General features: G+C 66.1%; 12 protein-coding genes. 4 read left to right on the forward strand and 8 right to left on the reverse strand.

The genetic code is table 11. The features are described from left to right. Positions 1 to 22 precede the first annotated feature (22 nt). Entirely contained in the window at positions 23 to 1855 is a 1833-nt protein-coding gene (locus HSEST_RS09595; RefSeq protein WP_229120713.1) for an ArnT family glycosyltransferase, read from the forward strand. Between the two features lie 132 nt (positions 1856 to 1987). Further along, a complete protein-coding gene (locus HSEST_RS09600) occupies positions 1988 to 2461 on the forward strand; it encodes a Tfx family DNA-binding protein (RefSeq protein ID WP_229120714.1) in 474 nt (157 codons plus the stop codon). A 13-nt stretch (positions 2462 to 2474) separates the two neighbouring features. Here HSEST_RS09600 and HSEST_RS09605 read toward each other — a convergent pair whose 3' ends face one another. The 6 genes from HSEST_RS09605 to HSEST_RS09630 are packed head-to-tail and all read right to left on the reverse strand — an operon-like array spanning position 2475 to position 5340. Next, on the reverse strand, positions 2475 to 3059 hold the full coding sequence (locus HSEST_RS09605; RefSeq protein ID WP_229120715.1) for a J domain-containing protein: 585 nt from the start codon (positions 3057 to 3059) through the stop codon (positions 2475 to 2477). A 59-nt stretch (positions 3060 to 3118) separates the two neighbouring features. After that, positions 3119 to 3874 carry a proteasome assembly chaperone family protein gene (locus tag HSEST_RS09610; protein WP_229120716.1) on the reverse strand — a complete coding sequence of 252 codons (756 nt, stop codon included), beginning with the start codon at positions 3872 to 3874 and terminating at the stop codon, positions 3119 to 3121. Positions 3875 to 3879: 5 nt separating this feature from the next. Continuing rightward, on the reverse strand, positions 3880 to 4062 hold the full coding sequence (locus tag HSEST_RS09615) for an RNA-protein complex protein Nop10 (protein WP_229120717.1): 183 nt from the start codon (positions 4060 to 4062) through the stop codon (positions 3880 to 3882). Positions 4063 to 4076: 14 nt separating this feature from the next. Beyond that, positions 4077 to 4877 (reverse strand): translation initiation factor IF-2 subunit alpha, encoded by an 801-nt coding sequence (locus HSEST_RS09620; protein WP_229120718.1) that lies wholly within the window; start codon positions 4875 to 4877, stop codon positions 4077 to 4079. A 2-nt stretch (positions 4878 to 4879) separates the two neighbouring features. Continuing rightward, entirely contained in the window at positions 4880 to 5053 is a 174-nt protein-coding gene (locus HSEST_RS09625; RefSeq protein WP_229120719.1) for a 30S ribosomal protein S27e, read from the reverse strand. A gap of 5 nt (positions 5054 to 5058) precedes the next feature. Further along, on the reverse strand, positions 5059 to 5340 hold the full coding sequence (locus tag HSEST_RS09630) for a 50S ribosomal protein L44e (RefSeq protein ID WP_229120720.1): 282 nt from the start codon (positions 5338 to 5340) through the stop codon (positions 5059 to 5061). Between the two features lie 113 nt (positions 5341 to 5453). Here HSEST_RS09630 and HSEST_RS09635 point away from each other — a divergent pair, with 113 nt between their 5' ends. Further along, positions 5454 to 5705, forward strand: coding sequence for an HAH_0734 family protein (locus HSEST_RS09635; protein WP_229120721.1), 252 nt, complete (start codon positions 5454 to 5456; stop codon positions 5703 to 5705). A gap of 33 nt (positions 5706 to 5738) precedes the next feature. On the opposite strand, the gene HSEST_RS09640 is transcribed toward HSEST_RS09635, so the two are convergent. Beyond that, positions 5739 to 8348 carry a DUF2298 domain-containing protein gene (locus HSEST_RS09640; RefSeq protein WP_229120722.1) on the reverse strand — a complete coding sequence of 870 codons (2610 nt, stop codon included), beginning with the start codon at positions 8346 to 8348 and terminating at the stop codon, positions 5739 to 5741. Positions 8349 to 8424: 76 nt separating this feature from the next. After that, the gene (locus tag HSEST_RS09645; RefSeq protein ID WP_229120723.1) at positions 8425 to 13305 is read right to left on the reverse strand and encodes a glucodextranase DOMON-like domain-containing protein; all 4881 of its coding nucleotides are present in this window, start codon (positions 13303 to 13305) and stop codon (positions 8425 to 8427) included. Positions 13306 to 13700: 395 nt separating this feature from the next. Between HSEST_RS09645 and HSEST_RS09650 the strand changes: the two genes are divergently transcribed. Next, positions 13701 to 14564 (forward strand): winged helix-turn-helix domain-containing protein, encoded by an 864-nt coding sequence (locus HSEST_RS09650; RefSeq protein WP_229120724.1) that lies wholly within the window; start codon positions 13701 to 13703, stop codon positions 14562 to 14564. Positions 14565 to 14653 lie beyond the last annotated feature (89 nt).

Below are 14653 nucleotides of genomic sequence, written 5' to 3' on the forward strand. Positions count from 1 at the left end.
CCGGTTCCCGGACTCCGACCCGATGGGAACGTGGTCGGGCTGGTTCGGACGCGCGAGCGAGCAAGTCCGCGACGACGTTCGCTCGGACCCGTATCTGGTCTATATCCTGCTCGTCACGCTCGTCCTTGCGGGGTTCTGGTTCTGGCATCGGGTTCCGATATTCGCGACGTGGGACGAACACGACCGGGTGCTCGATCCGCTGGTCACGTACAGTTCGGTCATCAACGACCCCAGTTTCAGCGGGCTCCGGGAGGGAATTACCTGGAGTCGAGAGCCGTGGGCCGGGACTACCTATCTGTACGTGATCGCGGTGTTGCCGGTCGTGCTCGTCGCAGCGCTGACCGGGCAGGTCGACGCCATCGCCGGGATCGGAATTCCGACCGGCGGCTACGCACACTACGAGACCTGGGCCTCGACGCCGCGCTGGGTGTGGACGTGGAGCCTCGTGCTCATCAGGCTCACGAACGTCCTGTTCGCCGTCGGGACGGTCTATCTCACCTATCGGCTCGGAACCCGGATCTGGGATCGGCCGACCGGTCGCATCGCGTCTGTCCTGCTCGGGCTGACGCTCGGATTCGTGAAACTCGCCAAGGAAGGCGGCGAGGACATCCCGGCGACGTTTTTCCTGCTCGCATCGCTGTACGCGCTCGTGCTGTTTCTGGAATCCGACGACGACAGGCGGTTCTACCAGGCCAGCGCCGCCGGTGCAGTGGGGATGGTCTTCAAGCTCACCGTCGCGCCGATCGTCCTGTTGATCGGACTGGCCCACCTGTTGGGTGCGCGGTCGGCGGACGGATCGTTCAGGGACGCGGTCTGGCGGCCGCGGTTGATATTGACAGGTGCCGGGATCGGACTTGCCGTGATGATACTCGGCACGCCGACGCTGCTAGTCGGATCGGTCCGGGAAGTCACGGCGCGGTGGTTTCTGAGCGGGGGCGAACGTGTGTCGACGGCAGTCGGCCCGACGGCCCCGACGTGGTGGTGGTTCCTGCGGACGTACTTCAGCGCGTTCGGGATCCCGCTGTTCGTCGGAGCGGTACTCGGCGTCGGCGCCAGTCTCTACCTCTTCGGGAAGCGGCTCGTCGCGCTCCCGGATCCGAGAGCGGCCGCGCCACAGCTGGACAGCATCTGGCTGCTCGTCGCTCACCTCGGAGCCTTCCTGTTGCTCATCTCGACGTGGCACGACTGGCGTGTTCATCACCTGCTCCCGACGTTCCCGGCGATTATGCTTCTGACAGCGTGGACGTTCAGGGAACTCGGACGCCGTCGCCGGACAGTAGCCAGAGTCGGGCTCGCGATACTGATCGTCTCGACGTCCATATACGCTGGTGTCGGCGTCGCGGGCTACGCGTCGATGCCCCGCGACGAGGCGACCGACTGGTTGCGCGACAACGCCGAGGAGAACGCGACGATGGAGACGTACTATCACGGATTCCTCGAAAACGCGATCCCACACGACATGCGGATCAATCCGATCTGGACGGACGACGAGAGCGCGATCGATCGCTGTCCCGCCTACATCCAGATCGGATACAAGGAACTGCTGTATCTGCGGGACATCCCTGACGACCAGCGGGGCTACGACGTGGATACGAACGTCGACGCCCGGGCGGCGTACGTCCGGGCACTGATTGATGGAAAGTACAACTACACGATCGTCAAGGAGTTCGGCGAGCGACCGCCGAACTTCGTCCCCGACCGCGCGGAGCCGGGATCGCTACGTGATCTGATCCCGCTGGGCATCTACCCTCACAGCGACCAGTACGGCGACGAACAGGAGTTCGCGGCAAACCAGTACGTCGCTATCCTGAAGCTAGACGGGGAGTGCAACCGGTCACGGGACCCGCCGTGGTGAATCGCTCGGGGTCAAGCCCGGGAGCATTCGCCTCGACCGCCGGTAAAGAATGATACCGTGGCCGCTGGGAACGACACGGCGCCTCCCCGGGGTTTATGCGAGCGCCGGGAGTAGATATCGAGAGCAACAGCTATGGCCGACGGAGACGCGGACCCGCTCGCGGAGTTCGAGTATCCCGCCGAGAAGCTCGTGTTGACAGACCGGCAGGCCGAAGTGCTCGCGCTCCGCGAGCGGGGGCTGACACAGGCCGAGATCGCCGATCGCTTCGATACGACGCGTGCGAACGTCGCGAACATCGAATCGAGCGCGCGAGACAACGCGGAGCAAGCGCGCAACACCGTCGCCTTTCTGGAGCTGTTAGACCCGCCAGTGGAGACCGAAATCGAGGCCCATACGTCGCTTTTCGACGTGCCACCGAGGGTGTACTCCGCGTGTGACGAGGCCGACGTCAAGGTCAACAGTTCCGCGGTCGAGCTGGTCGAGGAAGTGCGCTCGTCGGTCGCCGACGCAATCGAAGACAACATTCTCAAACGACCGATCCGAGTCTACGTCACGGAACGTGGCGATGTCCGGATCGCCGCCGGCAACTCGTCCGGTTCGTCATGACGAGCGCGCGAGATCAGTCGCCGGTGTACTGGCGAGCCGTCGTGTACGCGTCCCGGACTTCCCGAAACGCGACCTCATCGCCGCCCTGATCGGGATGGACCTCTTTGACGCGCTCGCGATAGGCGTCCCGAACGTCGGCGAGGGGCGCGCCAACGGGAACGCCCAGACGGGCGAACGCGGCCGCTGCCGGATGACCAGCCGGTCCGGCCGACTCCGCCGGCGTCTCGAACGGCAACCGCGCACCGAGAGCGACGCCGGGGAGTTCGTGCTCGACGAGGACCGGCGCCGTCCCCGTCCCGACGAGTCGGAAGTACGTCCGCGCGTCGAAGGTGATCGCCACGGCTCGCTCCGGGAGATAGAACGCCACTCGCTGGTCGGCGACAGTGTGATCCTCGATAAATTGCTCGCCGATCCGCCCGAGATACGCCCGGATCTCCGAGCGCCGACGCGCCTCGCTGTCGCCGGATCCGGACGGGCGGTCAGCCCCGGTCAGCCGGTCAGTCAGCACGAACAGCCCAGCGACGGCGAGGCTACAGGCCAGCCCCAGCGCGGTACCGACGACGAGCCAGGACGGTAACTGGGCGAGGCTATCGAGCACATCCCGAATACCGAACAGGGCGACAAGAATCGCTCGCTAGAGGCAACGCGTGCCCGATTCTAGCCGATATACCGGAGATCCTCTTCGGACGCTGCGGGGCCGCCGCCCTCCATCTCCTGGATCTTCCGGACGACCTCTTCCATCTCGTCGGCCCGATCTTCGAGCGACGCGAAGTCGACTTCGAAGCCGATGAGATCTTGCAGGACCTCCAGGACGGCCTGGGCACTTTTGGGATCGACCAGGTATCCCGAGGTCTCGCCCATCAGACAGGCCGCCGGGAGGTCGCGCCGGGCGCCCAGTCCGAGCAACAGGCCCGAGACGCCGACGATCCCGCCGGCGGGTTCGTCCTCGCGGAACTCGACGCCGACGGCTTCCAGGTCCTCGACCAGTTCGTCGCTCGTCGCCGCGCCCAACACGTCGTATTCCTCGATGAGTTCGCCGGTCGGGACGCCGCCGAGCGCGAACACCCGTTCGACGCCCAGTTGCTCGGCGACATCCAGGAACGTGTCAGTCAGGCCGTAATGACCCTGGCTGTCCTGGGCCTGGTGGTCACCGGTCAGCGTGATCAGGTCCGATCCAGTCTCGGTCTCGACGGCGTGGAACTCGGCGTGTGCGAGCTCCGCCGTGCCGTCTTCGACGGTGACCTGCGGCGGGAAATGCGTCGAGTAGACGCGCGCGACGAGCTGGCTGTCCAGTTCTTCGAGTACGTGCTCGGCAGCGAGTTTGCCGACGTGTCCGACGCCGGGCAGTCCCTCGACGAGCACCGGGTCCTCCAGGTCGGGCTCGGCGAGAATCTCGGTTTCGAACGTGTCCATACCCGCTACTCGCGGCGTCGCTGCTTAAGTGCCCGTCGGTACGAGCCGTACCGATCTTCCGGCGAAAAGGGGGCAGGGGCACTGTTGATGGCATCGGCCCCGCATTCGGGGCAGGTCTCAGAAAGCGTATAGATCGGCCGGTCGTGGGTATCCTGCCACGCCGAACAAATGCGAATATCGGATTTCATACCAGCGAGGGAGATTACTCCTCGTCGGTGTTGCGTTCACGGTGGTACTGCGCGGTGCCGCCGTGTACCTCGATCTCGTCGGCGGCCCGCTCGGCACTGGCCTCGAGTTGCGATTCGGCAGTCTTGTAGTCCGGCGCCCGGACCTTGATCCGGTACTCCGGCGACCCGACGTAGGTCACCTCGAGTTCGACTTCTTCGGGCACCTCGCCGTTTCCTTCGGCGGCCTGGAGTGCCTCCTTGATCGCGTCGACGCCGTCGCCGTCAAACGCTTGCAAGTCGACGTAGCCGGACACTTCGACGTACGGAACGGAGACGTTCTCCCGGGCAGTCTCGACGATCGCATCCACCTCGTCTTCGGAGAGATCGGTGTCTTCGAGCGCATCGTCACCGTGGATAGCCGCCTGCTCGAAGCCCTCGTACATCGATCCGAACGTCGCGAGCAGGTCGTTTCCGACGGCGGCGTACTTTTCGTCAGAGATGTCCTCACCGAAGGACTGCTCCATCCAGTTGTCGGCCTTGCGCTCGTTTTTCCACTCCTGGATCTTGTCCTTGCGCTGGTGGTCGTTGACGTCCTTCAGCGAGAGGTCGATCTGTTGGGCGGACTCGTCGACATCCAGTACCTTCGCGACGACCCGCTGGTCGGTGTTGACGTGATCGCGGACGTTCTTGATCCACCCGGAGGCGACTTCGCTGATGTGACAGAGACCGCGCTTGTCGTCGTACTCGAGCAGGTCCACGAAGACGCCGAAATCCTCAATCTCGTCGATGCGGCCGACGACGAGTTCGCCCTCTTCCGGCCACCCGCTGTACTTCATGGTTACCGTGCCTCGACGGTGTCGACGATGTCGCCCTCGATCTCGGCCATGCCGCCGGTCGGGACCGCGAGCGTGTGGCCACAGACTGCACAGGCGACCTCACTGGCAGCCTTGCCGAAGACGATCTGTTCGTTCTCACAGTCCGGACAGGCGACGGTGTAGAAGTTTCCAGCCATCGTATCTACTCCTGGAACTCCAGTCGGCCGGCACGCCATCCTTCGCGAACGTGGGCTTTGCCACACTCGCTGCAGCGGTAGGTGAGGTTGGTCTTCTTCGTGGGTTTGTCGCCACCGGGGACCTTCGAGAACTTGCCGTCGTTCCCGATGCCGGACTGGCGCTCACGCTGGCGGTCGTTGACCTTCTTCATACCGGAAGAGCGGCCCGACCGGACCTTCTCGACCTCGTGTTCGTGGTGCTCGTTACAGTTCGGACAGTACGTGTTAAATCGGCGTGGCATCTGCATAGCGAATCGACCTTGCGTGTGATTTCTCGCCGTCGCTTAAAACCCGTTTGGTTCCGTCCGGCCCGACCGCCGGCTCCGAAGTCCCTAAGTGCGGTTGCACCGAACGGGCGAGCATGAAGAACCTCATCATCAACGGCGATCCCGGGGACCTCCGCAAGGACGCCGTCATCGAGTACGACGGCGACGAGTACACCTGTTTCTCCGTCAAGCGCCAGGGCGACTGGCACGGACCGGACCGGCCCCAGCTGTGGTGTACGGTCGGCCAGGAGGACGAGCGTGAAGCCTACGAGCGTCGCCAGTACATCCCGATGCACCTGGATACGCTCTCAGCGGACGCCGAGGCAGTGACCGTCGTCGAGGCGTAGCCGGTACGTCCTCCATCAGGACGTGACCGGGAGTTACGTGCCAGTCGTAAGCGCCGACTGATCGACCCGATAGATCGTGACAGCCTGCCACTGTTTCTCGACGTGCACGGCATCCAGCTGGTCGACAGTGATCGGCCGATAGTGAACCCGCTCGTTCGAGCCGACGTAGATCAACTCGACGTCGTACTCGGCCAGTAACCGGCGCTGTTGGGCCGGCTGACCGGTGAATATCGTCTCGACGTCCTCGACGCGACGGTCGTAGACATCCGAGCCGCGATAGACGGCTTCCGGTGGCTTGCCGACCACGGTCGGAACGCCGGTCAGGCTGGCCGGCGCGTTGTCCCAGCGGTACTGCTGGCCGGGGTAGCTAACCATGTTCGGTTGCCCCTTGACTTCCTCGTCGAGCCAGTAGATGGACTCGTCTTCCGCAGGGTGGTCGGACTCGACGAAGGCCAGCGCGTCCATCGTCGGATCGACGTCCTCGTTCGCCGCGTCGATCAGCCAGATCCCGCCACCGAACGCGGCCGCGACGACGACCAGCCCGACGGCCAGTCGAGCCCCGGCACAGGACGCGTCACGGTCGGACGGTACCAGCGTCGGGGCCGCCCGCATCCCGATTCGTCCGAGAACGGCGAGGCCGAGCAGGAAGCTCGCGAACACGAGCCAGCCGGGCAGGACCGACAGCGGTTCGATCGGTACCGAGCCGGAGTCGGACAGCCCGAAGTGACCGGCGAGAACCAACAACCCGTACAGCGAGAGCACACCGACCAGTCCAGCTGCCACGATCTGGAAGGCGCGTCGCCACTGGCGGCCGGAGAGACCGAGCGCCGGACGGTGATCGGCCAGCAGTCGCACCAGCACGACCCCGGCCGCGACGGACGCGAGCACCCAGGCCTGGGCGTACACCTTGAACACCGTGTTGAACCGGCCGGGGATCGCGCCGTCCTGCAGATAGAGGAACTCCACGAGCACGATCAGCCCGGCGGCGGCGATCAACAGCACCGTCTCGAAGCCGAGTTTCGAGAGGGGGTCTCGATCCGTCGTAGTGGCCGTCTCATCGGACGGTCGCTCGTCCCGCAGCAGCGCCCATCCAATGAGGATCAGCGGAACGAACAGTCCGACAGCGGCGATACCGATCTCCGTCGTCACGGCGAGCGTCAGCGCGACGAGCGCGAAAAAGACCGGACGGGAGGACAGCGACGGTCGGGCGTGGCGATAGAGATACACCCAGAACAGAAGCAGGAACGCGCCGTGAGCGACGAGCAACTCCGCGAGCGTACTCCGGTGAGGAAGTACCCCGGGAGAACCGGTCGCGCTCGCCACCCAGAGCCAGTAGGGGGCCGACAACAGCCAGGCGATCGCGAGGACGGCCACGCCGGCGACAGTCGCGACGGCGAGGGTCCGCGCCTCGGTCCACAGTCGGTCAGTGGACGACACCGGCCGGCCAGTAGACGACGCGGAGCGGCCGGCGGACGACCGCACGTTCAGTATCGGCTGCTCGCGATCGAACAGTACCGCCATCGGCCGGTCCGGCGCGAGCGCGAGTGCCAAGACGGACAGTCCGCCGACGGCGGGGAACGACCAGGAGTTGACGACGGCGACGACGGCCCCGAGCGCCGGGACGACGCCGAAGATGGTCCCGAGCGTTCGGCGACGCGACCGATCCGCGCCGGCGACGAACACCTGAAAGAGCACCGCGGCGACGGCCAGTAGGAACGGCGTACTCATCATGTGGGCGTGCAGGTCGCCGTTGTACCACGCGAACAGCGGGAACTCCGTTATCGCGCCCTCGAGCACACGGCTGGCCGACCAGTAGTGAAACTCCGACAGCGACGATCCGATCCCGTACCCGCGCGGCAACGGGAGCAAGAGTCCGGCGAACGCCTCCCAGACACCTGCCAGCGCCGACGGGACCGTACCCAGCGGCCCGATCCGCGCTGCGACGGCATCCAGCAACGCGGCGCCGAACCGCAGCGGCGTCAGGAGGTTGCTGGCGAACCCGACGAAGAAGGCGGCCCCGATCCCGGCCCGTCGATACGAGAATCCCCGGTGGGCGGCGACCGAGCCGGCCAGCCCGTAGGCCGCCGTGACGAGCATGGCGTAGTACCCCGACAGTGCGAGGTTGTAGGCGAACCGCCCGGTGGTACCGGTCAGCCGCGCTAAAAGCGACGCGAGCAGGTGCCCGCCATAGTAATACCGGACGTGCTCGCCCGCGAACCAGGCGTCCTCGGGCGGGATCGTCGACCCGCGCAGCGAGGACTGCAACAGGCTCATATCGAGGAACTTCTCGCCGCCGCCGGGCGAGGCCGCCGGATCGACAGCCCGGATCGCGACGAGAAAGAGAAACGCGACCGCGAACACGAGCGCAGTGCGAGCGTAGGCGTCGTGATCGACCTCGAAACCGCGATAGATCGCAAACGCCGAGAGTCCGGCGAGCACGAGGAGACCAGTCCAGAGTCCCAGCTGGATAGACACGCGCCCGAGGACGAACACGACGAGCCAGACGACCGCCAGCGCGAGCGGGAGCGCCAGCGAAGCCCCGCGGTCCTCCATATCGGGCAACAGCGCGTGTGCGAGGGGCTGCCCGAGGTACAGCAACAGGAGGTACGTCACCAGCCAGAGCGCGACCAGCCCGTATTCCATCACGACCACGAACGGCGATCCGGGCAAAAGGCTTTGTGAATCGTCCACCTCCGGGGACGAACCCGATTGATGAGGGCTACTGCTCGCCGTCAGCGTTGCTCTCTGCGTCAGTCAGACTCCGAATCGCATAGGCCGCGCCGCCGATCGTGCCGAGCGCGCTCGAGACGACGCCGAACCCGGGACCGAAGCCGTCACCCGTCTCAGTCGCTGTGTCGGTGCCCGTCCCGGCGTCGGATCGAGTCGTGGTGGGGGTGGTCGTCAGCTCCGGTTCGACGGCGACATCGATCGTGGCGGTGTCGGACCCGCCCTGTCCGTCGGAAACAGTCACTTCGACGGAGACGGTGGCCGCCTCGCCGACCGAGGGCGCAGCGAACGAGGTCGTCGAACCGGTGTCGCCGGCGAGGTCGACGTCGGGCCCGCCAGCCTGCGTCCACGCGTAACTAAGCGTGCCGCCGTTGGGGTCAGAGGAGTTGCCGGCGTCGAGTTCGACCGTCGTCCCCGCCGGAACCGGCTCCTCGACGTCCGTGCTGAGCGTGACCTCGGCGACGGGCCCCTCGTTCTCCGACTGGGGCAGAACTGTCGTCGTCGTCGTCACTCCCGTGCTGTTGCCGTCGGTGTCGGTCACGGTCACCGTGAACTCAAGGGCCGTCTCCTCGCTGACCTCCGGTGCGGTGAACGTCGGGTCGGGCACTGTCGCATCGGAGAGCTCGGCCGAGGGACCGGCGACCTGCACCCAGTTGTAGGTGAGCGATTGGCCGTCGGGATCGGTCGATCCTGTCGCGTCGAGAGTCGCCTCCGCCGTCGCGAAGACGGTATCCGGCGCAGTCGCGCTGGCGGTCGGCCGCCCGTCGGCGTCCAGTTGCGGGACGAACGGGAGCCGGGTACCGTCCTCGAACGCCATCGCCTCGGACTGAGGGACGCCCTCGGGCGTGATCATGTCGAGAGCGTTCGAGTTTTCGCCCTCGGCGCTCCCGCCGCCGAAGTTCCACTCGGTCGGCTCTGCCTGGACAGTCCGGACCTGTCCGGCCGCGAACCCGTCGTACCCGAACAAAAGCGGGGCGAACTGGAGTTCCTCCGCGTCGCCGATCACGTCCGCCGGGAAGTCGAAGGAGATTGCCGGCAGGTCCGGATGGACTGTCGTCGCCACGTCCTCGGAGACGATCGATCCGTCGGCCGCTTCGATCGCCTGCAGATCGTAGCCGGTCACGGCAGCGCGGTAGTGGTAGGGCTGTGCGAAGTCCGTGTTCGTCCCCGTCCGGCCCTCCGTCGTCGCCGGAACGGCCGGGTCCGCCGTCGGGTCCCGGATGTAGACCTGCATGAAGTACAGCGAGAAGCCCTGGCTGCCAGACCACTGGTTCGTGATCTCGTCGTTCAGGTAGTAGACGAACCGGTAGCGATCCCCGGCCCGGTACAGCTCGACGTCCGTGATGTCGAACGTCCCGGGCGTCAGTATCTCGGCAGTCGGATATTCGTAGCTGCCGGGCCCGTGATCGTCGCCGGTCGGATCGCTCCAGTCGTGCACGAGCGTCCCGGAGAAGTTCGACAGCGGGAGCAGGGGGACGGCGTCGCCGCTTTCGAGAACTGTCGACTGGTCGGCTTCCTCCGCGAGTAGATCGATGACTGCTGGGGCGTCCTCAGCGTCGGCCCCGCCGAACGTCGTCTCGGTCGCCTCGGACTCGACCGGTCGGATCCCGCCCGGACTGTCGGGGTCGTCGCCGAATACGAGCGGGGCGACGGCCGCGCCGTCCAGCCCGCCGCCGAGAGCTGCCTTCGGCACCGAGACGGCAATCGCCCCCTGAGAGGGGTAGCCCGCAGCGTCGACGGACTCGGAGACAACCGTGCCGGTGGCGTCCTCGACGACGTTGCGACCTCGATCGCCCGTGGCGACGATCCGGTAGTTGTAGGGACTCGCGAAGGAGACGTTGGTGGCGGTTCGACCCTCAGTCGCGGTCGGGCCGTCGCCGTCGGTGGCGACGTACAGCTGGAGGTGCTGCAGGGAGAATCCGAGCCCGCCATCGAGCGGGTTCGTGATCTCGCCGGCCGGTTCGAGCACGAACAGGAGGCGGTCGCCGGTGTCCCTGATGGTGAACCGTTCGACGTCGAACGCGCCGTCGGTGAACGCCTCGCCGGTCGGGTAGGTGTACGTGCCCGGCCCGTCGTCGTCGCCGACCGGGTCGTCCCACTCGGCGAGCAAGTCGCCCTCGAAGGGGTCCGTCAGGACGAGATACGGGATCCCGGCGTCCGATGCGAGCACGTCCGCTGCCGACATGCCCTCCGGCGTGAACAGGTCGATCACGTTGGGCACGTCACCGTCGGCGCCGCCGAAGCGACGCTCGCCGGCGGACTCGTCGACGCGAGCGACGTTGCCCGGCGCGTCCGGATCGTAGCCCGCGACCAGCGGGACGAGTTGCTCGTCGGTCGGGTTGCCCGGCACGGCGTGTTTCGGGACGTCGACCCGGATCGAACGCGTCGACGGACTCGCGAACACCGATCCCTCGGCGATCGTCTCCCCGTCGGGCGTCTCGACGCGTGCACCGTGCTCGCCGTCGGCGACGATCCGGTACTGATACGGCGCCGAGAGCGTCGCGTCGATCCCCTCACGGGCCGCGGTCGACCCCGACGGGTCCGTCGGATCCCGGAGGTAGAGCTGCAAGTGCTGGACGGAAAAGCCGCCGTCGTAACCGAAGGAGTTCTCGATCGGCCCGTCGAACCGGAAGCGGAACTGATAGTCCGTCTCCGATTCGTGGAGGTCGAGACGGGTCAGATCGAGCGCCCCCTCGGCGTAGGCGTCGCCGGTCGGATACGTGTAGGGTACGTCGCCGGCGTCGTCGTCGATGCCGACGACGTGGCTCCCCAGCCCCGACAGCGACGGCGTCTCCAGGATCGCGACGGAGCCGACCTCGACGGTTGTGGTCTCGCCGTCGCCGTCGACGCCGAGGTCGTCGCCGGTACGCAGATCGGTCGTCGAGACGGAGCCGCGGAGATCGACGCGGGCGGAGTCGTCCCCGAAGTTCAGGACGACCACGACCGTCTGGTCGCCGGCGTCCCGGCCGTAGGCGACGACGTTCTCGGAGTCGCTCTCGTAGTAGGCGCCCCGGAAGTCGGCGTCGTGTGCGAGCGCGGGAATCTCCTCGCGGGCCGCGATCAGCGACTTGTAGAACGCCAGATGCTCCTCGTCGTAGTCGTCCCAGTTCATGAACGCGCGGGCGTACCCCTGGTCGGTGACGCGGGGTTCGCTGTACTCCGGCAGCGCCCGTTCCTGCCCGTAGTAGATCATGGGCGTGCCCGGGAGCGTGAACGTCGCCGCGGCGGCGGCCCGCTCGGCCTGCTTGTCGACGTTGTTGAGATACCGCGGGAGGTCGTGGTTCTCCAGGTACTGTAAGAATAGCGTCCGATCCGGGATCCCGCTGCGGTTGCGCTCGGTGATCGCGTCGACGACGTTGCTGGCATCCAGCCCCTGCCCGACGTCGACCAGCGTCTGGTAGAGCACGTCGTCGAAGTGCTGGTCGAACTCCCCTTCGCTAAACCGCCGCATGTAGGGGATGGTCTCGTCCAGCAGGAACGCGTCCTCGTCGATCGCCTTGACGCGCTCGCGGACCTCCTTCCAGAAGCCGTGGGGGACGCCGTAGCCGACGTCACACCGGAAGCCGTCGACCTTCTCGGCCCAGTAGTCCACAGCCGAAAGGACGTGCTCGCGCATCGCGACCGACTGGTAGTTGATGTTCATCAGGTCCGACCAGCTGAAGTAGTTCGCCGGCGAGCCGTCGGCCGTCCGTTCGTACCAGTCGTAGTATTTGGAGTCCTCGCCCGCATCGACGGTGTCCTGGAAGAACGGGTGTCGACGGGCCGTGTGGTTGATCACGAGATCGAAACAGACCTTGATGTCCTGTTCGTGGCAGGCGTCGATGAACGCCTCGTACTCCTCGACGGTCCCCAGTGCGGGTGCCGTCTCGAAGTAATCGATCGTGTCGTAGCCATGGGGACCGCCGACGGGGTCGTCCTCACGGTGGGTCGTCGCGTCGACGACCGGCGTGAGCCAGACCACGTCGACGCCGAGATCGGCCAGGTAGTCGACTTTCGACTGGAGGTACTGGAAGTCCACCTCGCCCGCTTCGGTGCCGAACGACCGGGTGAAGATCTCGTACATCGTCGCGTCCTTGAGCCACTCCGGCGGCGCGTTCAGCGGCGTGACCGCCCCCGCGTCGGCGTCGAGTTCGACCGTCTCGATGACGCTCGGTTGGTCGTCGACGGTGACGACGTGCACTCGCGCCGTGTCGTCGATAGCGTCGGCCGGCACGGTCGCCGTCGCACCGTCGACCCCGAGGTCGGAGTCGGTCAGGCCGTCCCGATCGTCGGTGAGGAATTCGACAGTCACGTCTTCGGGAGAGGTGTCGCTGTCCGGGGCGGTCGCCTGGTTGGCCTCGATCACGAACGCGTCTGCACCGGCGTCGTACTCACCGGTCGGCCGGACACGAGGCGGTCCGGCGGCGTCCGAAGCGGGCTCCGGGAAGACCCGAACCGTCAGTTCGTGCGTTCCGTCCGGCGCGTCGAGTTCGAGGACGTACCGGCCGGGGACGTCCGGATCGAACGCGACGACGTTGTCAGTCCCGTAATCGTACTCGGCGTCGTTCTCGTAGAACCCCTCGAGCTCGCTGTCCGGCGGCGTCTCGACGACTGTCCAGGTGAACGCATCGGCGCCGTAGTTGTCGGGATCGCGTTGGGGATCCGGGACACGGGGGGCCAGCAGATCCCGATCGTCCGGGGAGGGATCGCCCTTGTAATCGGCCGCTGGCGGGTCGACGAGTCGCTCGCCGGCGTGCATAACCCGCGGCGGCCCCGGATGGTGACTCTGTGGCGTGACGCCAGCCGAGAGTGCGCGTGCGGTTCCGTCTACTGTCGGCAAGACCGACAGCGCGCCGAGACCGGCGACGCTGCCGAGGTACTGTCTCCGTCGCATCTCTTGGGTGTGACGCGGTATGGACGGATATGTTTACTCAGAATCACATTTCTGTCCGTTCGATGAAGCGACGGGGGACTGACCGGTCTTGCGACAGTTGATCGGGGATGAGCGGGCCGCATCAGAAGAGTCCGGGCCGCGACGTGAGCACACGTATCGGTTGCGAGATAGGTATGCCGTCGAGATTGTGAAGACTCGTTCGGTACGAAGGGGCGAACGTCGGGCGAGACGGCCCCGGTGGCCGCGGGCACCGACGGCGAACTATCGAGTAGCACAGCATCGACGGCCCACCACCGAGTAGCAACAGCATCGACAGCCCACCACCGAGTAGCAACAACATCGACGGTCCGCCGGGTAGCAACAGGTTGAATCGGTCGCGCGTGGATAGACGAGGTATGTCCGAGTCGACACTGGAGGTTGACACCGAGGCAGCGGCGGACGCGTTCGGGGTTCTGTCCGACGATTCCAGGGTCGACATCCTGCTCGCGCTGTGGGATGCAGAGCAGTCGTCGTTCGAGGACCTCCGGCGCGCGGCGGGGATCGACGACAGCGGGCGGTTCAACTACCACCTCGATCAACTGGTCGATCGGTTCGTCCGGAAGACCGACGACGGCTACCGACTGACATCGCTGGGTGCGAACGTCGTCGATCTCCTCCTGGACGCGCGGTTCGGGCTCTCGCCGTCACCGATCGACGAGCCGACGAACGCCGACTGTCCGGCGTGTGGCGAGCGATTGCACGTCTATTACGAAGACGGGGACATGCGGCTGGCCTGTCCGTCGTGTGAGACCGTCGTCCACTACGGATTTTTCCCGCCGCGGGGCCGAGCGACCCGGACCGCCGAGGAGACCATCGACGCCTATTCGCGGCAGGTCTGGCGCGACGTCACGCTCGCTCATCGGGGCGTCTGTCCGCACTGTAGCGGTCGCATGGAGACACGAATCGAGGTCGATCCCGACTGGGCGATCGACGTCGCAGCCCAGGGACGCTGCAGGGACTGTGGGGCGCCCTACAGTTTCCCGATTGGATTGCACCTCCTCGCGGAACCGGCCGTCGTATCCTTTCTGGCCGATCACGGCACCTTCATCGACGAGCGGCGCTTCTGGGAGTTGGATTTCGTCTACGGCGATGCGGTCTCGGTCGTCTCGGAATCGCCGCCGCGGTATCAGGTCACGATCACAGCGGGTGCAGAGCGTCTAGAGGTGACTCTCGACGAGCAGTGTGTGGTGGTCGATATCGCGCGACACGTCCCACACTGATCGGATGGGCGTTACGCCAGAGACGGGAGATTCCACGGCCAAGGACACCGTATGTCTCGACAGAAACCGCAGTTGGTATGTCGCCTAGC

Origin of the sequence: Halapricum desulfuricans, assembly GCF_017094465.1 — an archaeon.
In the GTDB taxonomy this organism is placed as follows: domain Archaea; phylum Halobacteriota; class Halobacteria; order Halobacteriales; family Haloarculaceae; genus Halapricum.